17 protein-coding genes are annotated in these 21,465 nt (G+C 58.2%); 2 read left to right on the top strand and 15 right to left on the bottom strand.

What is annotated here, in order from left to right; genetic code table 11:
• Positions 1-2 precede the first annotated feature (2 nt).
• The 11 genes from SMD14_RS08815 to SMD14_RS08760 form a co-directional block, all read right to left on the bottom strand.
• Positions 3-977, bottom strand: a complete 975-nt coding sequence (locus SMD14_RS08815) for an ornithine cyclodeaminase family protein (protein ID WP_321216019.1) — start codon at positions 975-977, stop codon at positions 3-5.
• A 10-nt stretch (positions 978-987) separates the two neighbouring features.
• Positions 988-2,028, bottom strand: coding sequence for a zinc-binding dehydrogenase (locus tag SMD14_RS20265; protein WP_409339723.1), 1,041 nt, complete (start codon positions 2,026-2,028; stop codon positions 988-990).
• Between the two features lie 44 nt (positions 2,029-2,072).
• The gene (locus tag SMD14_RS08800) at positions 2,073-2,777 is read right to left on the bottom strand and encodes an ABC transporter ATP-binding protein (protein WP_321216018.1); all 705 of its coding nucleotides are present in this window, start codon (positions 2,775-2,777) and stop codon (positions 2,073-2,075) included.
• The gene (locus SMD14_RS08795; protein WP_321216017.1) at positions 2,777-3,499 is read right to left on the bottom strand and encodes an ABC transporter ATP-binding protein; all 723 of its coding nucleotides are present in this window, start codon (positions 3,497-3,499) and stop codon (positions 2,777-2,779) included. The genes SMD14_RS08800 and SMD14_RS08795 overlap by 1 nt, the downstream gene beginning before the upstream one ends.
• Complete coding sequence (locus SMD14_RS08790; protein ID WP_321216016.1) at positions 3,499-4,452, bottom strand: branched-chain amino acid ABC transporter permease; 954 nt, start codon at positions 4,450-4,452, stop codon at positions 3,499-3,501. Before SMD14_RS08790 ends, SMD14_RS08795 begins: the two co-directional genes overlap by 1 nt.
• Before the next feature lie 95 nt (positions 4,453-4,547).
• A complete protein-coding gene (locus tag SMD14_RS08785) occupies positions 4,548-5,435 on the bottom strand; it encodes a branched-chain amino acid ABC transporter permease (protein WP_321216015.1) in 888 nt (295 codons plus the stop codon).
• An 18-nt stretch (positions 5,436-5,453) separates the two neighbouring features.
• The gene (locus SMD14_RS08780; RefSeq protein ID WP_321216014.1) at positions 5,454-6,707 is read right to left on the bottom strand and encodes an ABC transporter substrate-binding protein; all 1,254 of its coding nucleotides are present in this window, start codon (positions 6,705-6,707) and stop codon (positions 5,454-5,456) included.
• A gap of 72 nt (positions 6,708-6,779) precedes the next feature.
• Positions 6,780-7,544: an SDR family oxidoreductase gene (locus SMD14_RS08775; protein ID WP_321216013.1), complete on the bottom strand. Its 765-nt coding sequence runs from the start codon at positions 7,542-7,544 to the stop codon at positions 6,780-6,782.
• 21 nt (positions 7,545-7,565) lie between these two features.
• Positions 7,566-9,017 carry an aldehyde dehydrogenase family protein gene (locus SMD14_RS08770; RefSeq protein WP_321216012.1) on the bottom strand — a complete coding sequence of 484 codons (1,452 nt, stop codon included), beginning with the start codon at positions 9,015-9,017 and terminating at the stop codon, positions 7,566-7,568.
• A 51-nt stretch (positions 9,018-9,068) separates the two neighbouring features.
• Entirely contained in the window at positions 9,069-10,367 is a 1,299-nt protein-coding gene (locus tag SMD14_RS08765) for an iron-containing alcohol dehydrogenase (protein WP_321216011.1), read from the bottom strand.
• A gap of 1,080 nt (positions 10,368-11,447) precedes the next feature.
• Positions 11,448-12,104 (bottom strand): GntR family transcriptional regulator, encoded by a 657-nt coding sequence (locus SMD14_RS08760; protein ID WP_321216246.1) that lies wholly within the window; start codon positions 12,102-12,104, stop codon positions 11,448-11,450.
• Positions 12,105-13,221: 1,117 nt separating this feature from the next.
• Between SMD14_RS08760 and SMD14_RS08755 the strand changes: the two genes are divergently transcribed.
• Complete coding sequence (locus tag SMD14_RS08755; RefSeq protein ID WP_321216010.1) at positions 13,222-13,857, top strand: hypothetical protein; 636 nt, start codon at positions 13,222-13,224, stop codon at positions 13,855-13,857.
• Between the two features lies 1 nt (position 13,858).
• Positions 13,859-15,229 carry a hypothetical protein gene (locus SMD14_RS08750; protein WP_321216009.1) on the top strand — a complete coding sequence of 457 codons (1,371 nt, stop codon included), beginning with the start codon at positions 13,859-13,861 and terminating at the stop codon, positions 15,227-15,229.
• 198 nt (positions 15,230-15,427) lie between these two features.
• Here SMD14_RS08750 and SMD14_RS08745 read toward each other — a convergent pair whose 3' ends face one another.
• From SMD14_RS08745 to SMD14_RS08735, 4 genes are all read right to left on the bottom strand, one after another.
• Positions 15,428-18,388 carry a tetratricopeptide repeat-containing serine protease family protein gene (locus SMD14_RS08745; RefSeq protein ID WP_321216008.1) on the bottom strand — a complete coding sequence of 987 codons (2,961 nt, stop codon included), beginning with the start codon at positions 18,386-18,388 and terminating at the stop codon, positions 15,428-15,430.
• A gap of 12 nt (positions 18,389-18,400) precedes the next feature.
• Positions 18,401-18,709, bottom strand: coding sequence for a trypco2 family protein (locus tag SMD14_RS20260; protein ID WP_409339722.1), 309 nt, complete (start codon positions 18,707-18,709; stop codon positions 18,401-18,403).
• Positions 18,710-19,804: 1,095 nt separating this feature from the next.
• On the bottom strand, positions 19,805-19,954 hold the full coding sequence (locus tag SMD14_RS08740) for a hypothetical protein (protein WP_321216007.1): 150 nt from the start codon (positions 19,952-19,954) through the stop codon (positions 19,805-19,807).
• A gap of 265 nt (positions 19,955-20,219) precedes the next feature.
• Complete coding sequence (locus SMD14_RS08735) at positions 20,220-21,419, bottom strand: cytochrome P450 (RefSeq protein WP_321216006.1); 1,200 nt, start codon at positions 21,417-21,419, stop codon at positions 20,220-20,222.
• Positions 21,420-21,465 lie beyond the last annotated feature (46 nt).

Below are 21,465 nucleotides of genomic sequence, written 5' to 3'. Positions count from 1 at the left end.
AACTACCGTCGTCCTTCTGTAATGCCGCCAGCAATCGGCAGCAGGGTCCCAGTGTTCTTTGCCGCGGCCTTCTCGAAAACGGTGCGTGCGAGAGCTGTGTCCCAGGAGCCCGCCCCCTGGGACACAAAGACGGTAATCTGAGCATCGGAGGTACGCCCGGACTGCTCGCCCGAGACAATGTCGCCTAGGAGCCCCACGTTGTCCCATGTGATTGCGTCTTCTGCGACGGCCCGCCGCAGCGTTCCACCTTCGATCTTTGCCTGCCCCCGGTCATCGGTGACAAGGAGGTCCGCCGCCGCCAATACATCTCCAGACGCTTCGCGGTTATGCGGGTTATTTGACCCTGCGAAAACGTAGTGGGTTCCGGCTTTGATGTGCCGTTGTTCAACCAAAGACTCTTTGGACGACGTCATAGTGGCGATGATGTCCGCCCCATCAAGTGCGTCGTCAATTGTGTGCTTAGCCAGGACCTCGACAGGAAACTTTTCTGCGAAACGCTTCGCGAAATCCTCAGCCTTCGAATAGTTCCGGCTGAATACCTGGATGGTTTTAATCCCTGTGGACCGGACAATCGCTTCGGCTTGGGTCCAAGCTTGATACCCGGAACCGATCAAGCCCAGTACCGTCGCGTCCTTTCGGGCAAGGTAACGCGCAGAGATTCCGGAGGCGGCCCCGGTACGCAGTTGACCGATGCGGTCGGCTTCCATGAGGGCGTCGCAGTCCCCATCAGCGGCAAACAGCAGCAGCCAGAATTTGGCCGCTCCCCCACCGGTGACGTAGATTTTCGCAGCCAGGCTGTTCACCGGGCCGACCGCGCCGCCCAAAAGGTTCAGGTTCATTCCGTTCAGGGTTGCCCGCGAGCGAATGGCGTTATGCACCGTTCCACGGCTCTGGCCTGCCAAGGCGGTTTCGACGGCTCGGAGAGCATCGTCCATGTCCACCAATTCGGAAACATCGTGTTCTGATAAAAAAATCATGCTGTAACCCCTAAAATCGTTTTTCTATGGCCGGCCATTCGGCGACAACCACAGCCTTGATCACCTTTGTTTGCTCCGTAGCTTCTACAGCCGCCAGTACTCTTTCCAGCCGGAATTCTGTAACCATCGAGGCCAGCCGTTCCTGGTTGCCCAGCAGAAGGTCTGTTGCAGCCCTGTAGTCATCGCGTGTGTAGCCGTAGGTCCCCTGAAGCCGCACCTCCCTTCGCACTAATTCGTTCACGTCAAGGTGCGGAAGTACGCCGAAGAGTCCGGGAATGACAATCGTGCCACCCCGGCGGACTCCTGTAACAGCGTCTTCAAGAACAACGGCGCCGCCACTGGCCTCTATCCAGGCATCGATGGGGCGTCCGTTTCTTGTCCTCTCGATACCTTCGTGGCCGCGGACAGTAGCGAAGCCCAGTTGCGACGCAAAGTCCAGTCTCGCCTGGGAGCCTTCCAGCGGCCCTACGAACTCGACGTCGGCGCCTCGCTCTTCGGCGAACAGGCCGCAGAGAAGCCCAACGGGGCCTGGCCCCGAAACAACGATCCGTTGTCCCTGCAGATTTTCGCCCAGCTGCCGGACGGCATGTACGGCGACGCCGGTGGGTTCAATAAGGGCAGCCATGGACGCGGAAAGTTCATTGTCAATGGTCACCGTCCTGCCAGCATCGAGAACAAAAAAGTCCGCGAGAGCACCGTCGAAGGACAGCCCGAGGCAGTCCCGCTGCGGACAGAGCTGTGGCGTTCCGCCAGCACAGACGGAGCAGTTGCGGCAACCGTCTATGGCCAACGGAACGACGCGTTCGCCGATCCGTGTACTGCTGACATCCGGTCCTACCGCATGGATTGTGCCAACAGCTTCGTGTCCCAATACCACCTGTTCCGGTAGCCACTCATATCCCGCATGACTGTTAACCGCATGGATATCGCTTCCGCACAGTCCTACAGCCTCCGTCCGGATAAGAACCTGACCCGGCCCCGGTATGGGAACTGGAACCTGCCTAAGTGCTATGTCTCCCTTCTTCCGACTTTGCTTCAGGAACGCCGTCATTTGTGCGCTCATGCTGCCGCGGACCTTAACTTCCGAGAGGCGTGTCACTGGCCTAGGTACGATTCGCGAACCAGAGTACTGCTGAGCAGTTCGTGGACAGGTCCTGATACACGCGTCACGCCGCCATCGATGATGAACCCGTGGTCTGCGACGGCCAGCGCATTCTGCACATGCTGCTCAACTAGGAGCACGCACATGTTGCCCGTCGCAATCTCCTGGACCAGCGAAAACATCTGTTTCACGATCATCGGCGCCAATCCCAGGGACATTTCGTCGATCATTAGCAACTTGGGCTCCGACATGAGACCGCGCCCGACGGCTACCATTTGTTGCTCTCCACCGGAAAGCAGCCCTGCGTCCTGAAAGCGGCGCTCCCGTAGCCTTGGAAACCGGTCATAGATCCCGTCCAGCCTGGCTGTTGTTTTTCGGTCCTTGCGCCTGCTGTAGCCGCCGAGGATGAGGTTGTCCTCCACGCTGAGAGTCCCGAACAGCTTCCGCCCTTCCGGAACGTGGACGATGCCCAGGCCAACACGGTCTTGGGGCGACGCCGCAGTAATGTCCTCCCCTTCGAAGTGCACAGTTCCGCTCGCGGCCGGCACAATTCCGCTAATTACCCGAAGGGTGGTGGACTTGCCGGCCGCGTTGGGTCCGAGCAGTGCCACGATGCCGGATTTTCCGAGTGTGAGATTTACGTTTTCCAGAGCCTGCGCGTCGCCGTAAAAGGCGGAAATGTTTTTTACCTCAAGCATTAGTCTTCCTTACCCAGATAGGCCGCGATGACCTTCGGATCGTTCACAACTTCACTGGGCAGCCCCTCCGAGATCACCACACCGTGGTCAAGGACGAGAATCCGGTCGGAAACCTCCATGACTGCCGATACGAGGTGCTCAATCATCAAGATGGATACGCCGCGTTCCCTGACTTTCGCAACAAACGGAAGGACGTCGATAACCTCGCGACTGTTCAACCCTGCAAGAACCTCGTCCAGAAGCAGAAGTTTCGGACCCGTTGCCAGTGCACGCGCCACCTCGACACGTTTGCGTTGGGCGAGAGTCAGGCTTTCCGCCGGCTTGTGCGCCAGGCCGGGAATGCTAAGTTCTTCCAGCAGCTCGGCCGCCCGTTTCCTCGCCGTCTTGACGCTCGCATCATTGACCAACAACGGCACCATGACATTTTCCGCGACTGTCATGCCCTTGAACGGCCGAACCACTTGGAAGGTACGGCCAATACCGCAGCGCGCGCGGCTGGCCGTGTCCAGCTTAGTGATGTCATCGCCGTCGAATTCGACTCTCCCGGCGTCGGGGAAATGCATCCCGGAGACTAGATTGAAGAAGGATGTCTTACCCGCTCCGTTCGCTCCGATGAGGCCGATAATTTCACCGTGTTTCAGTTCCAGGGAGACTCCCCCGACTGCCTGAACGCCGCCGAACCGTTTCGATACTTTATCCACCTTCAAGAGGGTGTTGCCCATTAGCTGCGCCTCCCTGCAGTGTTGGCAGTATGGTCATCGTCCACCGTCTCCTCCGCGGACCTCTTTTGGCTGTCCCCGCCGCCAGAGGTTCCTTCCGCCGGGCGGAACCGGCTGTATAGTTTGTTGGCACCCGTAACAATCCCACCGGGCATCACCCGTACGATAACGATGAGCACAATGCCGTAGATCACAAAGTTCAGACCTTGAGTAGCGCCGGAGAATGTGGTCCGCAGCCATTCACCCAGGGGCGTCATGATGAGAGCACCGACTACCGGCCCGAGCAGCGTGCCCATACCGCCGATGATCCCGTTCAACGCCGGCTGAATCGAATACAGCGTTGCTGAGAAGTTGGTCTCTGGCTCGATTACGAAGAAGTACATTGCGGTAAATGCGCCGAATGCGCCCGTTAGCGCCGCGCTGATGACCAGGGCGGTCAATTTCAGACGTGGGGTCCGAACGCCCAGGGCGCGAACGGCATCTTCATCGGAGGCTACAGCCCGCAGGTGGTAGCCCATTTTCGAATGATAGATCCAGACGGAGATGCAGATGGCGATTAGTGTCATGACGAGCACAATGTAGTAGTACGGCTGACGGTCCTGGAAAGAGAGAAGCGCGAAGCCCTCGGCAGGAGGAGTCGTAATGCCCACCGAACCGTTCGTTAGGCCGACCCAGTAGATTGCAATCAGACGCAGCACCTCCACAAAGGCCAACGTGGAAAGCGTGAAGAACGGCCCGCGTAAGCGCAACAAGGGAATCGCCAGGCACAACGCACCGATGCCTGCTGTAACCATTGCGGCAAGAATCCCCAGCCAAGGATTGATATTCAGGTTTACGTAAAGTAGGGCGACGGTGTATGAACCGATCCCGAAGAAAGCGGCATGGCCGAGTGAAAGGATGCCACCGAATGCGAGAATGTTCCATGCGACAGTAATCCCTACGTATATAAGGATCATGACGCAAATGTGAAGGAAGAATTGGTCCGCGGTGACCAAGGGCAACAGTGCAGCGATAGCGACTGCGCCGAGAGACCAGATGTAATGGTTCTTTTTCACTTCAAACCAACTTCCGCATTGCTTGCAGAGCCGCCAAAGATGCCCTGCGGACGCGCGAGCAGCACGATAATGAACACCGCGAAAACAGCCACCAGCTGCAGTGCCGGATCAATGAACGTACCCACCACGGTCTCAACCGCGCCCAAGAGCAGCCCCCCAACCAACGATCCGACCATGTTCCCGAGGCCGCCGAGTACAACGACGACGAAGGCCAACAAAGTGATATGTGCACCCGCCAGCGGGAATACAGAATGAAATGGCGCGATTAGAACACCGGCGATGGCAGTAATAGCTGTTCCCAGTCCCATTGCCACCAGGTAGTACTTCTTCACCGGGATCCCGATAAGTCCGGAGGTCTCGCGGTCTTCGGCCAGGGCTCGCAGAACCTTGCCTATCAGGGTTTTTTTCATGACGTAAAACAGGACAGCAACCAGTACCAGCGCCACCACAAATGCGGCGACACGACCATACGTTGCACTGATGCCGATCACCGTCACATTTTTCTCCGCCCACGGAAACTGGGTGCTACGGAATTGCCCACCGAAGAGGACAAGTGCCAGGTTCTGCAGCAGGATCGACAGGCCCAGCGTGACGAAGATCTTCATTGTCGGAGACGAATTCTGCATGGGCTGCAGAATGAATCTCTGCAACACCATACCGAACACGAACATCAACGGCGTGATGATAAAGATGGAAAGATAGGGGCTTAAGTTCCAAGCCGTCCACATCCAGAATGTGGCGTACATTGCCATCATCACAAATTCACCGTGGGCAAAATTGATGATCTTGACAACGCCAAAGATTAGATTCAGGCCGACCGCTATCAGTGCATACACGCCACCTAGCAGTAGCCCCGCCACTAGCGCTTGCATAATGAGACTCATTTTGTCCTTCGGGAGCGTTCAAACGCCGAACGGCGTGACGATTTCCGGTTCACGAACTGCGGCTTCCGGTGGCCAAACAGTTTCGAGCCTTGGGCCCTTCCACTGCATGATGTATACGTCCGAACGCTCGTTCTGGTTTTTGTCGTTAAGTTCAAAACCCCATCCTGCTGCGGTCTTACCCTGGTCCAGCTTGAAAGATGTTGCAGCTTTGCGGAATTCGGCCGGAGCGTCCTTTCCACCTGATTTCTCCAGGAGGTCAAAGAGCAGGTTGGCGCCAGTAAAGTTCGCAAGGGCGTGCCCTGAGGCCGGGAGTCCGTTGTACCGCTCCTTGTATTGGGATGTGAAGTCCTGAATGCCGGGAGTGAATTTTTCGTTGACATAGATCTGGGTGAAATCGACATCGAAGATACCGTCTGCTGCGTCCCCCAGCGCTTCGCGGAAACTCATCAGGCTGTGGCCGCCGCCGGTTCCAATGAACGCACCAAGTTTGAGTCCGTTGTCTCGGATCTGCCGGCCGAGCAGGACGGCGTCGGCCGCGTAAGAAACGGCCATGACGATGTCGGGGGCCTTATCCTTCATCCTCAAGACAGTCGACGAAAGGTCCGTGGACTTGGCGTTGTAAGGTTCCGTGGAAAAATTCGCAATACCTGCGGCGGCCGCGTCCTTCTTGGCGTTCTCGGCAACCGACTGCCCGTAGGCCGAGTCTTCATGGGCAAGGATCACCCGGAGCTCTGACACCGGCTTACCCAGTTTTTTCGACAAGTACTCGCTGATGAACCTCATCTGCATCTTGGTGAAGTCACCGGCGGACGGGTTGAAGCGATACACGTTCTCATAGCCGCGGGCCGTGATTTCTTCGGACACCGCGCCCAGTTCAACGAAGCTGCGCCCGCCCCGGGCAAATACTTCGGAAGCAGCCAGGGAAAGAGCCGACGAATAGGACCCGATCGCAAGCTTGACGTCCGGGCTCGATGCCAGACGGCGTGACTCTGAAGTAGCAGCGTTGACATCCGGAATGTCTGCGAACATCAGTTCGATATTCTTACCTGCGACGCCGCCGGCCTTGTTGCGCAGGTCGGTTGCGATTTGTACTCCCCGCCAGGATTCTTCCCCGAGGAGAGCCAGAGGCCCTGAAACGGGGAAAAACGCCCCAATTTTCAGTTTTTCGCCTCCTGCAGCCGCTGTTCCACAGGCTGCAAGCGTTGGAACCGCGGCAATGCCGATGACCCCGATTCCAGACAACCTCAGGAACTGCCTGCGGTCCACGTTCATATCTCTTACCATTTTTCCTCCAGTTTTACAGACGATTGCCAATAACCATGCGTGGGATTGCTGTTGCTCTTATTAACTGGCTGTCCATCCGCCATCTACCATGAGCAGTTGACCGGTGATGTAACTGGATGCCGCCGACGCCAAGAAAACTGCGGCACCCACCAAGTCTTCCGGGTCCCCGAACCTGTTCATCGGTATCCGGTCAAGCATTTTCTGCTTCCTCGAGACATCCTGGAACGCGGATTCCGTCAATCGGGTACGGAAATATCCGGGACCAATTCCGTTGACGCGGATCCCCCTCGCCGACCATTCGCTGCTTAGACTCCGCACAACGCCATAAACGCCGGACTTACTGGCTGTGTAGGCCACCACGTCTGGCACCGAGAGGTGGCTCGTTAGAGAACCGATAAATATGTGGTTGCCGTGCTGCCCACGTTGGAGCTGGCGCCGACCAATCTCCTGGCTCAGCATGAACGGAGCTGTGAGATTCACGCTGATTATCCGGTCCCATTCAGCTATCGGAAAAGCTTCTGCGCTCTGCCGGTGCTGTACGCCCGCTGCATGCACAACTATGTCCACTGAACCGCCGAGGCGCATTTCCACGTCGTCGAGCAATTTAGGAAGGGCGTCGGTGTCTGCAACGTCGGCTTCAAAGGGAAAGGCATTAGGACCGATCTCCGCCGCCGCGGCCGTCACTTCCCCGCGAGTCCTGGAGATGAGTGCGGTGTGGGCTCCCGCGGCAGTCAAGCCGCGGGCGATGGCCTGTCCCAAGCCCCTGCCGGCGCCGGTCACGAGGGCACGCTTTCCCCCCAGCGAGAACATGTTTACCTCTGTCACGTTGATCCTTTTGTTAGTTCGCTAGTGCGTTCTGATGGCGACGGTTTTGGTTCGGCTGTAGAAATTCAGTGCCTCGGTGCCCTGCTCCTTGAACGCAGAGCCGGATTCTTTGAAGCCACCAAACGGATGATGAATATCCCATCCCGTCGTTGGCTGATTTACTGATACCTGTCCCGTGTCGACGCCCTCCACGAACTGAAAAGCCTTGGAGAGATTTTTGGTGAAGACCGCGCTGGAAAGGCCGTATGAAGAATCATTGACGGCTTCGATGGCCTCCTCGGGCGTATCCACGACAACCATCGAAAGCACCGGCCCGAAAACTTCCTCGCGCCAGATGGAGCTATCCCTGGCGATCCGTAAAAACGTAGGCTCCACGAACGACCCCTCGGATTCAAGCTCATGCGCCGCGTCGGCCACGGCCAGCACTTGCGCACCCTCCGCTAACGCCTTAGCTACATGTTCCTGAACGTCCCGTTGGGCTTCCCGTGAAACAACCGGTCCCAGATCCGCTCCCGGAATGTTGCCCGCCGCCACACGCAGAGCCCGAACCGCCGCGTTGACTTTCTCTACAACCTCGGCCTCAACGCCTCGTTGAACGATCAGCCGGCTTGTCGCTGTACAGCGTTGACCGGCTTGGGCGAACGCACCGGCAACGATCGCGGGCACTGCGAGGTCAAGGTCAGCGTCTTCCAGCACCACTGCTGCATTTTTTCCGCCCATTTCTGTCTGCAATCGAACCCCTGTCCCAGCGAGTCTGCGCTGCAGTCCAAGGCCGACATCCGTGGACCCGGTGAAGGAAACGGCTTTGATCGCGCCATAGGAAAGTAATGCATCGCCGATGTCTGAACCACGACCTGTTACGGTTCCAAGAACGCCCGCCGGCACCCCCGCGTCGTGCAGGATTTCAGCCAGTTTCAGTGCGATGATGGGTGTTACCGTTGCCGGCTTGACCACGACTGCGTTGCCTGCCAGGAGGGCTGGCGCCATCTTGCGGGCCGGGGTCAGAAGGGGATCATTCCAAGGCGTGATCAGCAGGACGACACCGACGGGCTCCCGGATCTGGCTGGCGAATGTGCCGGGCCTTCCGTCGGGAAGGTATTCTCCGAACGATGCCCGCGCGAGTCCTCCATAATATTCAAAGAATTCAGCGGACTTTCCGACTTCTCCAATTGCTTCCGCCTGGGTCTTACCCATTTCCGCCACGATCACATCCACGAGCTCGCTACAGCGAACGCGGATGAGCCTTGATGCCTCAATGAGGATGCGTCCGCGCTCAAGATGGCCGGTGCCCTTCCAAACCTTCGCTCCCGTCTCTGCAGCCGCGAAGACAGCGTCGAGGTCGTTACGAGTCATTGCAGGCACTTGGGCAATGAGCGCATCATTGGTTGCGGGGTTCGTAACGTCAATAGTCCCGCCGTCTGAAGCGTCAGCAAAACCGCCATTTACCAGGTTCTTGACCAGTCCGTATGTCATTTCTAAATACTCCTTATTCGGTTCCTCTTGGCGCGATTTCCGGCGTGGGACCTACTGGTTGCTGTGGGCAGTTGAAGCTACAAATCCAAACGCAGCGGGCAAATCGCCAGTTCGCATTGCTATCAGAAGTTCTGCCAGTTTCGTTTCGTCGAGCGGAACAGGATTTGTTGGACGGGGGTATTCCGCAACGCAGCGGGCCGCCATGGCTGTTTCCGTGCCCGTGGCAATCATGGCTTCGTCCAACGTTGTGGGCAGGCCTAGCCGCTTCGTCAGGTCCTGTATCCACCGTGCCGCATCAGAGAGCTCACTGCTGTTTCCCCTCGTGATAACGGATGCCAGGGTCGAAGCAAGTCCTGGATCCATAGTCCGGTTGTAGGCAATGCAGTACGGTAGCGCGAGTGCGCACGACATCCCGTGCGGCATGGGCCGCTCATGGGCCAGACAGTAGGCCAACGAATGGCCCACCACGACGCCAGCGTTGAGTGCTTGGCCGGCTAGATGCGATCCCCATAGACAGTTCGCCAATGCCTCCTGATCCCCATTGAAAGCGTTCTCAAGATTCCCCGCGAGCAGCTCGATAGCCCGGAGTGCATGGTGGGCGGACAGGACGGATGCCGTCGTCGCCATGAGTGATTCAACCGCATGGGCAAGGGCATCCATGCCGGTGGCAGCTATGACGCTCGTGGGCAGTGAAGCAACAAGGTTTGGATCAATAAGGGCAACAGAAGGAACATAGAGAGCGCATGAGGAGACCCTCTTGGAGCCTGCAACGGTTACCATCGCAACCCTTGTCGCCTCAGCACCGGTGCCACAGGTCGTCGGAATGAGCACTAGTGGAGCGACGCCGTTGGGCGGTTCAACAACGCCCAGCCAATCGGCAGATTTTCCTTCATTGCAAAGAAGAAGCGAAATGATTTTTGACGAATCGAGTACCGATCCGCCGCCCAAGCCAATGACCACCCGCGCATTGGCATTGCGGGCCATCTCTGCAGCGGCATCGACGATCTCGCTGGAGGGCTCGCTGCCGAAACCGCTTGCAACCGTCACCTCGTAGCCAGTGTCTTCAAGATCCCGAATGAGTTCATCTGCAAGGCCCGTGTTGAGCACAGCATCATCGACCGCCACCAGAACACTTCCGGAGGTGATCTTTAGGTGGGATTGCAGAACAGACGCGATCTTGCTCAAGCTTCCGCGGCCACCAATAACCACGGCTGGGGCAAGGAACGCCGAGGCAGAATCCGTGCCCGGCCACCAATGTTTCGACATCTTCGTCACCTTCAGATTGGATACAATTGGTAGAACATAATCACAGAGTGTGATGCACGTCAATACACGAGATTGATCGGGCAAGCTCGAAACATTGGCCGCACAAAGTGAACAGCAGCGCGAATTTGGGCTAGATATCAAGGAACTTGGTTGACTGCGGGCGAGTAGACCATCGCTTGGCGGCCGTCAAAGTACCACCCGCCACAGAGATATAGTCCGCACGTGAGCGTCATAATGGATCCGATGCAAGCTTGAACCCGGTCTTGCCCGTCTAGCGGCGACAGAATCAACCCGCGCTGAAGGAGGTTGCGTGAGAGCGGCTAACCGCTGGTAGTAACCCTCGTCGAGGCCGAACGTCCTTAAGGATGGGCGGACTGGTGGGCGGACTGCTCGGGGGCAAGTTTGTTTATTCGAGCTCAGCACGAACAACGGGGGTTACACAGTCAGAGGCCGCTTTTTGATGAAGAGTCACTCCAAAAGTAGCAGGCTGCTTCGCCCCTGGGCGTCTGTCTTGCCGAAAACCTGCACTGCGACCTTTGGCTGGCATGCGCTGTCCTCGGTCGGGTTCCCAAGAGTGGCAAGTTCGACGTTAGCCCCCAAGTTGCCTGAGAGGATGATCGCCAAACTGCCGTAGACCGGCACCCCCTCATTAGGCCGCGGCCAGCGCGAGCTACAAGCAGTAATATGACTTGTTGCCCCACTCCAAGCCAAGCTTTTACGCCACGTACTGACGTCTTTCTATGACTTATGAACATCATGACCCCGGCAGCCGTATGGCCCCGCTTCCGCGGACCGTTGGTCCGGGCCTGGCCGCGAAAGTCGGCGGCCGCGTAGTGGTTCCTGTCCCGGGCGTGCTGCTTTGTCGGCCGCCGGCACGCGGGGGAAACCACATATTTTCGGAGCTTCAATGTTCGCCGAGGGAAAGGCGGCCGCAGGTCCAGTAGCTCCTTAAAGGGAGCCGAGACATCTGACTTACCACACCTGCCGAGGACCCCCGAGTCTAACTGGTTGAGTTGATGCCCAGCCCGCCGACATATCCTCACCACTTCTAGGCTCCGACGGCGGCCAGCGCCGTCCACTCAAGTTGACGACGAACGGCAACACAACGTCCGATACTGCAGTGTCCCGACCCGCATCCGAATTTAAGAGTGGCGACCGTGGATACTAGGAAAAAATATCCCCCCTAGCAGCCAGATCGAGACGTGTCCTCCGGATATGGCCCCTGACGAGGCTAGCTGCTACGTCGTGATCGCGCCGTTTGATGCTGTCAACAATCAATCGGTGTTCGGCGTCGGTGGCCCACTGCCGCTCGGCGCTGAAGCCCTGAGCAAACACCCGCCGGTAGTGCTGGGTTGAATTCCAGAATCGCTCAATGAGCTCACGGAGGAGCGAGAAGCTGCCTCCCGCATAGGTCAAGAGGTGAAATTCCCGGTCAACCCTCAAAAATGTTTCAATGTCCGGAGCTTGGGCGATCTCCTCCACCAATTCGTCTAGGCGCCGCACCTGCGCCTCGGAGAGGCCATCAATACTCTCCCTAATAGCCAGGGATTCAACCTGTTCACGGAGCTTGTAGATCTGGTCGAACTCGAATGCCTCAAGCTTTGAGACCCAAGCTCCGCTGTTCGGAACAATGCTAACCAACCCCTCAGCCTCGAGGAGTTTCAAGCTTTCCCTCACGGGAATGCGGCTCGCGCCGAATTTTTCAGCGAGCATCTCCTGACCGATCCTGTCTCCCGGAGCCAGCTCGCCGCTGATAATCATGGTCCGGAGCTGGTCTGCAATCCGAGCACCTGCTGCCCTTGCGGTTCCTCTCGATTTCATTTCCACGACTTCAATCCTGACTGGCGACATAACACCGAATGTATCCATACGAGTTCACGAAAGTGAGTAATTTGAAAGCGTAATACTGTTCCGCTTGGACGTCACTCGCTACTCAGCTTTGCGCTGGTGGTGACTCGACCACCGCTGGATCCATTGTGTCAGACAGTCGATGCGAGGCGTGGAAAAGACCGCCGAGGAATTCAGCAGATCTCATGGCCGCCGATGGGCAGTCCTACTGGCCGTCAATGGGCGATCATGGCCGCCCACGGGCGGTTTTTCATGGGCGCTAACAACTGACGCTGGGGGTCCGGCTCCACTGCCTTAAAAAGCAGATATATGTGTGGACACTGTCCACGCCCCCTTTGGCAGGACAAACCGAGCGCCCCGAAACTTCCGTGCCGTAAAGGAAGGAGCTTTCCAAGGAACTTTCGTATCAACATCAGCGACGTCATGTCGCGCCCGCTCCCCCGGACCATGAACTGGTGTTGGCCACCCCCGACCAACCCGACAGAACCGGAACGAGGAACCGCAAAACCCAGCCCACAGCAGACGGAAGGCCCACTAGCCAGGGTCTTGAACCCGCCACCCCACACACCTGAATAGGCCACCGCGGCGGCTAGGCCAAAGCCCGCGAACCAGCCGTCAGAGCGACGCGACCACAAGCTTTGTACACACGTCAAAGCAAGATCGCCTCTGACGAGGGGAAAACACTGTGCCCGAGGTGGGACTCGAACTACATTCCAGCCCTTGAAAACACGGGGAACTCGCGAAAACATCCGGAAACCGAGGCAGTAAGAAGGAAGTAAGACTGGATCCGACGCCAAGAGTGGGGACAATGTCCACACTCCTTTTTCCGCTAAAGCCGTGGCCCGCGCAGGCTGACGGAATCGCAATTATCGGCTGCCAGTCCGGAATCCCCGGGAGAGAGGCCGCGGGAGGCGGCCTGATTCAGGCGGCTACGGGATGTCAAAGCCTTCTGGTCCCGCTGGAAGCGACTGTGCGCAGCCGGGGTAGCGGCTTCTCCTGTTAGTTGCGCAAGAGTGAGGCAATAAAGGTGTGAAGAAACAGCCGAGTGCCCAAATATCGAGTTGTCTGGGGGCTGTGACTACTATGAGGCATGCCGATCGATAAACCGCCCGCGCCTGGAGAACAAAAGCATAAGGCCGGCGAGGACGGAACGCGCCGAGCCAAGCTCTGGTTGGACTCAACCATGCGGGTCAGGCATTCCTACACCAACATGGACGACAACGGGCCAAGTAAGCTCGCCTTCACGTGGCCCTATGGCGGTGAGCCGTATTCATACGACCTCGGGGGCGTATTTCGCGGAGCACCCTTTAACAACCAGACTTTTGTTGCGGAGTCCAAGAATTACACCGACTCCGGCGATCAAGGAACGCACTTTGATAAGTTCTTGGCCCAGACTTACTGCACCCTAGACAACTACTCGCGCATGGCAGACCATTTCATGTGGATTACTTGGTCGCCCTTCCGGATTAAGACTTGGTCCAAGCTTGCATCCGCTGAGAAGATCCGCGAAGCAATACACGTTCATGCCAAGAAGATCTTCGATGTGACAGAACCAGAAAAGGTCGACGCGCTGATTGATCCGGAAATCGTGGATTATATCACCGACAGCATTTGGATGATTGTCCTCTCACCCAAGCAAGAGCAATTGGTCATATCAGGTGAAGATCGTTCCGAATTAGCCAAAATTATGCTTCTGCGTGAGTTCAACGAACAGAACGGCGGCTGACATGTCGATCGAGACCCAGAGTGCATCCGTTGCAGGGATAAAGAATGAAGTCCGAGGAAGGCTTCAAGAAGCAGATCCAGGCATAGAAGTCCGTGATACGGAGTATTTCAACAACACCTACTCCCCCGACTTCATTCTAAAATGGCCCGGCGAAAAGGAAACCCGACGTGTTTTTCTTCGTGCGGACAGCAATCCTCGGTATCTTGCAGAAGACATCGAGATCGTCGGCGATGAGCAGTCCATTTTGATGCCCCTGGCTCAGTCGCGCCCATCGGAAGATCCGAAGCTCGATGAAACTTTGCAAAGGGATTCCGCCAAGCAAAGCGTTCTGATAGCCAATGCAGATAGCGTGTCAGCACTGATACAACAGGCTAAGGCATCCCCCTATGCCACCCTGGTGTCTCGAGCATTACTGCAGGGCGGGAAGGGACTCGTACGCAGAGAACGCGCGGAGCACGTCGTCGGTTCTGTCTCTGACGGTTTTCAGGACGCAAGCCACTCTCGGACACAACACATCCCCGAAGCTGTGGAAGCTGCCCAGGGTGTTCTTGATACACCTCGCTCGAACGCGATCAGCAGCTTCATGCAAGCTCTCTGGATTGCCTCCGGCGAAAGAGCGGACACCTTTCCAGTCCTCGTGGCTTCGCAGCCTTCACTGGACACGGCTGCACTTTCGTTTCTTTTGGACATGCCAGAACTAGACGATGACGAGTTCTGGCTGCGGATTGGTCGCAACATCGAAATCGAAAAGATCTTGTCGCTTAACCTGACTGGCGCTACGCCCAACCTGCAGCGTCTGATGAGAATGAACGCTGGTCGACTTCGCGCTCGAGTTTGCCGGGTAGTTCCATCTGACGCCGGAAAATTCCGCGAAAATGAGTGGTTTTTGGGCGATGGCGGCCTTGGGTTGACCCTCGGCTCATCCTCGGCAATTTTTACGAACAGTAAGATTGCGGATATTACAGAGGAAGGCATTAGTTCGATTCAGCCCGTATCCTCCGTTAGCATGCGAGCCCAGGCCGCTGACATCCGGATTGTTGCTTTAAGTATCGCGGCTCGTGAGAGCAGGATTGATTATGCGGCAGTTGCCGATATCGATATAAGCTCCGATCCTCAACTTGGGAACGTCGCCTCTGCCCTGGGAAGCGCTGCAGAAGTTGTCTCGGTAACCGCAGCAATCGGCGCAGCTGATAGGCGTTTGAGCTGCAATTTGCAAACGTCCACCAGCCATGGCAATTCAAATGCCAAATATTTTCTCTCGGAAATGGCGATCAACTCTATACCACTCTTTGTCGACCTTTCCGAGCGGCAGCTTACTGACCTTTACGACGCAGTGGGCGCTGAGCGGTCTAACGAAGAGCCATCTGCATGAGGTTACTGTAAAGAGCTGCTCATTCCATCAGGAGCGGGGCCGCGGGCGCACCTGTGCATCGCGCCGCTGGAAATCAACGAGCAGCTAGGCCCGACACTTCTGATAGTTCCGTAGCTTGACGACAGATCTGTTATCGGCGGTCGATCTGTGCCGTCGTTATGTGAGGGAATTACACATGAGACGCCGGCGATTAGACGCTCATACCTCAGGGCGAGACTTCGTGTTGAACTGCCTCGGCAAGTTGGCAGCCGTTGGCACCTCTTTGGCTGGTCGTGACCGCCCCTTCTCGGTCAGGCTTTCTAGGTTGATCGAGGCTAAACGAGCGGCTTCGGGGTTACCACTTGCGATTGCGGCCCGCCAAGCGGCAGCCGCTCCCTCAGAGTCTCCTTTTTCCTTGAGCAGGAACCCGAGAGGGACCGATGCTGCCGGCGCGGCCTCGGGATGGTGGCTGTCAACAGCCTCTTGCCAGGCGATGATCGCCCCCTCAGTGTTTCCTAGCTTTTCTAGCAGCATCCCGAGGCCAAGCGATGCAACGGGTGAAGCGTCGGGGTGATGGCTGTCGATAACGGTCTGCATGACGGCGATCGCCTCTTCAAGATTGCCCTTGTCTTTAAGTAGGTTGCCAAGGCGGAGCGCGGCCTGGGGTGCGTAGTCAGGGTGCTGGCTGTCAGCGGCGGCCTGCCAGACTTCGGCCGCCCCAGCAAGGTCACCCCTGTTCTTGAGCAGGAATCCGAGGCGGAGTGCGGCGGCAGGGGCATCGCTTGAAAGATTGCTATCGACCGCTATCCGGTAGGCTTCCTCGGCCTCCTTCCACTCCCCCTTTTCGTCGAGGAGGAGCCCAAGATTGAGTGCGGCTGAGGGAGATGCTGTTGGGTGGTGGCTATCGATGGCGATCTGGTAGGCCTCGGCCGCGCCCTCAAAGAATCCGCGTGACTTTAGCGCGAGTCCGAGGTTGAATGCGGCCCGGGCGGCGGTTTCCGGATAGTGGCTATCGATGGCGCTTCGATACGCCGCAGCCGCTTCATCCCAGTTCCCCTTCTTCTCGAGTAGAACTCCGAGGTTGAGCAGCGCCACAGGGCTTACTTCGGGGTCACGACTGGCGATGACATTCCTGTAGGCGGTCAAAGCTCCCTCCCAGTCCCCCGACTCGTTGTACACGTCCCCGAGACGGAGCTCTGCCTCAGGGGCGTAGGCTGGGTGACGGCTGGCGACAGCGCACAGGTAGGCCTTCTCGGCTTCCTTCCAGTCCCCCTTCTTCTTGTACATGATCCCGAGGTTGAGCAAGGCCAAGGGGTCTCCATTGCCAGTGCCATAGGCGAGACGTTCCCATCCCCTCTTTGCGATGTCGACTTGATCGGCGTTGACTGCGTTGTATGCGAACCAGTTAATCGTTGTCGGGGTCTCGCACGCCGTGGCGTACTGCAATGCTGCTTCCCAAACATGCAGGGGTACACTGGTCTGTTCCGGGAGGGGATGAGCGACGAGGTAGTCTTCCGGTTGTAGGAGCCCTCCGTGGGCTGTAATCAGCGTCGTGGTGGTTTGGGGAATCGCCTGACGTGCCCAATTTACAGCCCGTTGAAAGTCCTCATGCAATTCGGCGACGTCCTTGGTCCTCGCCACCAAGATGTCCTTCTTGGTCAGGTAGCCAGTCCAGAGCTGCTCGGCGGTTTCCACCGGGATTCCGCCTGTCAGCCCGGTGCGTGCCCAGTCGATGACGGCAAAGGCAACGGCCTTGCTGTGGGAGTCGGCGTGCACAAGACGCTTGTGTAGTTCTTCGGCGGAGCCGAGGACCTCGCCCAGCGTGAGGCCGGCGGCGACCTTTTCCCGGATCACGTCCGCAGTACCGGCCAACGCCTGCTGCTCCTGCGGGGACCATTCGTTCGGCAGCACGAACTGCTCTACAAACTCTTTCTTGTCGACCCACTCCCAAACAGACGTGAGATCCCGGTCTGCCAATGCGTCAGTGAGGACGTCGGAGCGAAGGGTGGCGACAACGACGAGTCCGGTTCGATCGGCAAAGTAGCGCAGCAGCCCTTCGCTAATGCCGGCGCGGTACCTGTTTACGTCGTCAAGCCACAGCACAGCGCCTTCCCCGGTGGCCAGGTCAGCGACTTCGCGCAGGTCCGCATGGGTGTCCGGTATCAAGAGGGGCCAGTTTGACAGTACCGGGTCCGCAGCGAGTGCGTTGGCCCCGGTCCGGGATTTGCCGCTCATAGCATCACCCAGGAGTAGCAGCATGCGCCGCTCGGTCCCGGCCGCCCTGCGCCCCAAGGTGATCGCGAGGTCCTGGTCCAAAGGGCGGTATACGTAAGGAAAGTAAGGGTTGCCACCTGTGTCAACATCAGTGCGGGCTATCCGGGCACCGAAGTAGCTCAACTTTGGAACATTTCCCACACTAAAAGGACGGCCGGTCTCGTCCCAATGCGCGAGCAGTCGCCGCACCTGCGGGGCGTTGGTTGCTTCGAGCACAGGTTGAGCCCCTACTTCGGCGAGGGCTTTGGCAAACTCAGTATTAGTTCCAGGGTTGGGCAGCGGGCTGGCGTAGAGCCGTCGCTGCTGGCGTGTCGTGTCCGCTCTGCAGATGACCCCGACGATACGTCCTTCAGGCCCACGTTCTCGCACGGCAGCTCCCGATGCGCCCTCCCAGAGCTTGGAGTCCTCGGGTACGCTGACGTCTTCGATGTCCACCGGCATGTGGCCGTTGACCGCGCCACCAGCTGGCAGCAGCAGCGCCGGGGCTAGTTCGGGGTGGGGAAAATTATCGTTGACAGTGGCGTCCGGGTAACCGACGACCACGACGTTCAGCGTGGCCGTGCCCGGTGCGCTCAGCCGAGGTCCGGGGCCGCTTCCCACGGCAGCGACCCACGATGCTGCCTGTGCCGGATCGATTGCCAGTAGCGCGATATCTGATTCCTCGTCTTGCCACACCACACTGCACTTGAATGCTGCGGCATCGGGGTGTGGGCTTGGCACAGCCGCGCAGTACCCGACTTGCCCGGAACTGCTGAGATACGGGGTCACCACATGCCGCGCCGTGAGGACTCCGCGTGAACCGATGGCCCACCCGGAGCCGCGTTTGCTGTCCCCGGATGCTCCTGCCGACCGGACCTTCACCAAACGGCGCTCAACTAATCTTGGTTCCTCGTACACTGCACTCATGGCGGTCGTCGGTCATTGCGGTTGCCCGGAATCTCCCGTCATTTGATCGGGTCCGCCCATGCCTGTCGCCCATGACGGAGGGGGCTCGCTGTCGTGCGCCGATACATCATACTTGCCGCCTGTGGTCTCCCTGGCGTTCAAGACTAAATGCACTCTCGTAGTAGATCCCTTTAACCGCTCATGTGAGATATCACCTGAGGCGCCCACGCCCAGCACTTTCGCCTCCAATCCACCCTTACCGACGGTGGTCCTTCCGACTTCCACCTCTACGTCGAGTTCTACCGAATCGACGTCGAATCGCAGCGCATGTCCCTCGTCCACCTGCCGGGCCCACTCCAACTCGCGGCGCACCACCCAAATCAGCTGGCCCAAACTGAGATCTTCCTGCTCTCTACCCAAAGCAACCTCCTACGGTTCGGAAAAGAGCTCACCAAACGGATGACACACAGTGTCCACTATCAAACCCTCCTAATCCATACCCAAACGGTGCAGCAGCTGAATGGCTCGGTGCCGCGGGACGATTACGTTCTAAACAAGTTGAAGCACACCCCAACCTGACGTCAAGGCAGGGCTGTCAGCCGTCGGGTTCAGTACCTACCTTTCCGTGCCACCGCCGGAGGAGACCCTCTTACCCCAAGCCGGACATGCCAATGGCCGTTACCAGCGTTCGATAAAGACAGACGTAAGTGTGGACAGTGTCCACACCCTCTTTGGCAGGACAAACTCGCGGAGTGGGCTCCACGCACCGGGTAAAGGCACCTTCCAAGAACAATTCTCGGCACTAAAACCGGTTCATCATGTCGTCCCCGCTCCAACGGCCCATGAATAGGTGTAGGCCACCCCGGGCCCACCCGACAAAACCGGAACGAGGAACCATATAACTCCAGCTCAGCAAAGCGGAGTGCCAACCAGCCAAGGCACTGACACCGCCACCCCACACACCTGCACAGGCCCCGCGGCGGCCAGGCCACAGCCCGCGACCCAACCCGTCAGAGCGACGCGAATCAAGTTTTGTACACACGTCAAAGCAAAAAAACCTCTGACGAGGGAAAACGTCGTGCCCGAGGTGGGACTCGAACTGCATCCCCGCCCTTGATAACACTCGAACCCGCGGAATCATGCGGAATCCGAAGCAGTTCGACGGAAGTACGACACAATCTGAAGCTGAAAGTGTGGACAATGTCCACAGCCGTATGTCGACCCTTGGCGGACACTGTTGGTGCGGCCGAAGTGGAAGAACTTACGTCGTCAACGATGTGAGTAGTCGGGCGTGGTGTTGTCGGAGCATCTCACCGAAGATTCGTTTCAACGATGATATGTGTGGGCTTTGCAGACGAAGGGACCAACGGTACCTGGACGTGCTGATGCTCTTCCGAGACGCTTGCGCACAGGGACAATCTCGATCTCTGAGGCAGGTCAGACCGCAGCGTCCTCCTCGTACCAGCCGATCCAAGCGGACGAGGTCAATGCCTTCGTGGGTTCCGTCATCTCCGTCTCCCACAACGCCAAGTCCTGGATGCGGGACAGCTGGAACATCAGTCCCAGGTAGCGAACCAGGCAATTCATGGTTTTCCTTTCCGTCCGAGTCGCAAGCCGTTCCGTCTCCGCCCCATCCACATTGGGCGGAGTTGGCAGTGGCAGAAGGCTCGATATGGAAGATATGGCCTCGCGTATCTTTTCCCCGGAATCTTGGCGATTGACGTTGGTGCCAGCACTGCGGCTGCGTCGACTTCAAGCTGCCCTGTTGTTAGCCGGACTGATGCTGAACTTCAATCCCTGATGGCAAACGACGCCAGAAAGAGCAGGCCCATGCTCTGCCCCGAATCGAAGCCTAAGCCGCCGTGATCCGCACCGGCAGGGACTCGAACCCTCGGAGAACGTTGTGCAGGATCGGCACGGGCGCGCCGTCCGGTTCGATTGCTGCTACCCGTTGGAGCAGCTGCTGGAGCACTATTTCCATTTCGAGTCGGGCGATCGGCTGCCCCACGCACTGGTGAAGGCCCATGCCGAAGGCGACGTGGCCGGAGGCATTGCGGTCGAGGTCGAACTCGTCGGCATTGTCCCCCCATTTGCGTGGGTCCCGGTTCGCGGCGCCCAGGAAGACCAGCACTTTCGCTCCGGCCGGGAGATGCACGCCTCCCAGGACGGTGTCCACAGCGACGGTTCGGTGGAACTTTTGGAACGGAGATTCCAGACGCAAAGCTTCATCGACGGCGAATTTCGCCATTTTGGGGTTTTCCCGCAGCCGGGCCCACGCCTCAGGGTAACGGGCCAGCACCGACAATGTATTGCCTATGCCGAAGATCGTGGTGTCCACGCCGGCGGACAGCAGTGCCCGGACCAGCAGCGTGGCCTGCTGCTCGGTGATCAGGCCGTCCTCCACGCGCTTCCAGATCTGGGCACCAAAGCCGATGTCGTCGAGGTTCTCGCGCTGGCAGTTCCGCATTACAGCGGCAGCGTGCTCATCGCCCTGGGCGAAAGCCTGCTTGAAGATGTAATTTTCCGGACCGAAAGCGTTGAACACCATGTTGCCGTACGGCAGTAGATGTTCACGTCCGACGTCGGGAATTCCCACAGCGTCCGGGAAGACACGCAGGGGATACTTCTCGGCGAGGTCGGTGATGGCGTCAAAGCGCTCGCTGCGGGCCAACTGCTCCGTCAGCTCAACGGCCGGTGGCGTAAACGGTTCCCTGAGAGCACGGACTGTGGAGGGGTTGATGACACCGGTCAGGGCGCGGCGCATCACCGTGTGGATGGGCGGATCCGATTCGAGGATGCTCGGCGGGCGCCAACCCGTGTCTTTCCGGATGTCCCGCGGACCCAGGCCACCGGAAGATATGTAGGTTTCGAAGTCTGTGAGGACCTCGTATACCTCCTGGTAGCCGGCCACAGCGTAGCTGCCGGTGCTCTCCAGATAGGAGACGGCGCCGGCATCGCGAAGCCGCCCCAGGAACGGGTACGGATCAAGGAGATTTGCGGTCTCGAAGGGGTCCTCGCCCAATACATTGGCTTCATGGGTGGTTACGGTCATTGGAATCACTCCTGGTGACGAAACTTGGCTGGGATGGTCCAGTCAG

This window comes from Pseudarthrobacter oxydans (assembly GCF_034258515.1).
Lineage (GTDB): Bacteria > Actinomycetota > Actinomycetes > Actinomycetales > Micrococcaceae > Arthrobacter.
This window is presented reverse-complemented; position numbering and strand designations above follow the sequence as displayed.

Excerpts from the sequence above, each read along its gene's own strand:
- SMD14_RS08770 (WP_321216012.1), bottom strand. The coding sequence starts at position 9,017 with ATGACATACGGACTGGTCAAGAACCTGGTAAATGGCGGTTTTGCTGAC.
- SMD14_RS08760 (WP_321216246.1), bottom strand. The coding sequence starts at position 12,104 with ATGAAATCGAGAGGAACCGCAAGGGCAGCAGGTGCTCGGATTGCAGAC.
- SMD14_RS08740 (WP_321216007.1), bottom strand. The coding sequence starts at position 19,954 with ATGAATTGCCTGGTTCGCTACCTGGGACTGATGTTCCAGCTGTCCCGC.
- SMD14_RS08815 (WP_321216019.1), bottom strand. The coding sequence starts at position 977 with ATGATTTTTTTATCAGAACACGATGTTTCCGAATTGGTGGACATGGAC.
- SMD14_RS08790 (WP_321216016.1), bottom strand. The coding sequence starts at position 4,452 with ATGATCCTTATATACGTAGGGATTACTGTCGCATGGAACATTCTCGCA.
- SMD14_RS08750 (WP_321216009.1), top strand. The coding sequence starts at position 13,859 with ATGTCGATCGAGACCCAGAGTGCATCCGTTGCAGGGATAAAGAATGAA.
- SMD14_RS08800 (WP_321216018.1), bottom strand. The coding sequence starts at position 2,777 with ATGCTTGAGGTAAAAAACATTTCCGCCTTTTACGGCGACGCGCAGGCT.
- SMD14_RS08755 (WP_321216010.1), top strand. The coding sequence starts at position 13,222 with ATGCCGATCGATAAACCGCCCGCGCCTGGAGAACAAAAGCATAAGGCC.
- SMD14_RS08735 (WP_321216006.1), bottom strand. The coding sequence starts at position 21,419 with ATGACCGTAACCACCCATGAAGCCAATGTATTGGGCGAGGACCCCTTC.
- SMD14_RS20265 (WP_409339723.1), bottom strand. The coding sequence starts at position 2,028 with ATGACGGCGTTCCTGAAGCAAAGTCGGAAGAAGGGAGACATAGCACTT.
- SMD14_RS08745 (WP_321216008.1), bottom strand. The coding sequence starts at position 18,388 with ATGAGTGCAGTGTACGAGGAACCAAGATTAGTTGAGCGCCGTTTGGTG.
- SMD14_RS08780 (WP_321216014.1), bottom strand. The coding sequence starts at position 6,707 with ATGAACGTGGACCGCAGGCAGTTCCTGAGGTTGTCTGGAATCGGGGTC.
- SMD14_RS08795 (WP_321216017.1), bottom strand. The coding sequence starts at position 3,499 with ATGGGCAACACCCTCTTGAAGGTGGATAAAGTATCGAAACGGTTCGGC.
- SMD14_RS08785 (WP_321216015.1), bottom strand. The coding sequence starts at position 5,435 with ATGAGTCTCATTATGCAAGCGCTAGTGGCGGGGCTACTGCTAGGTGGC.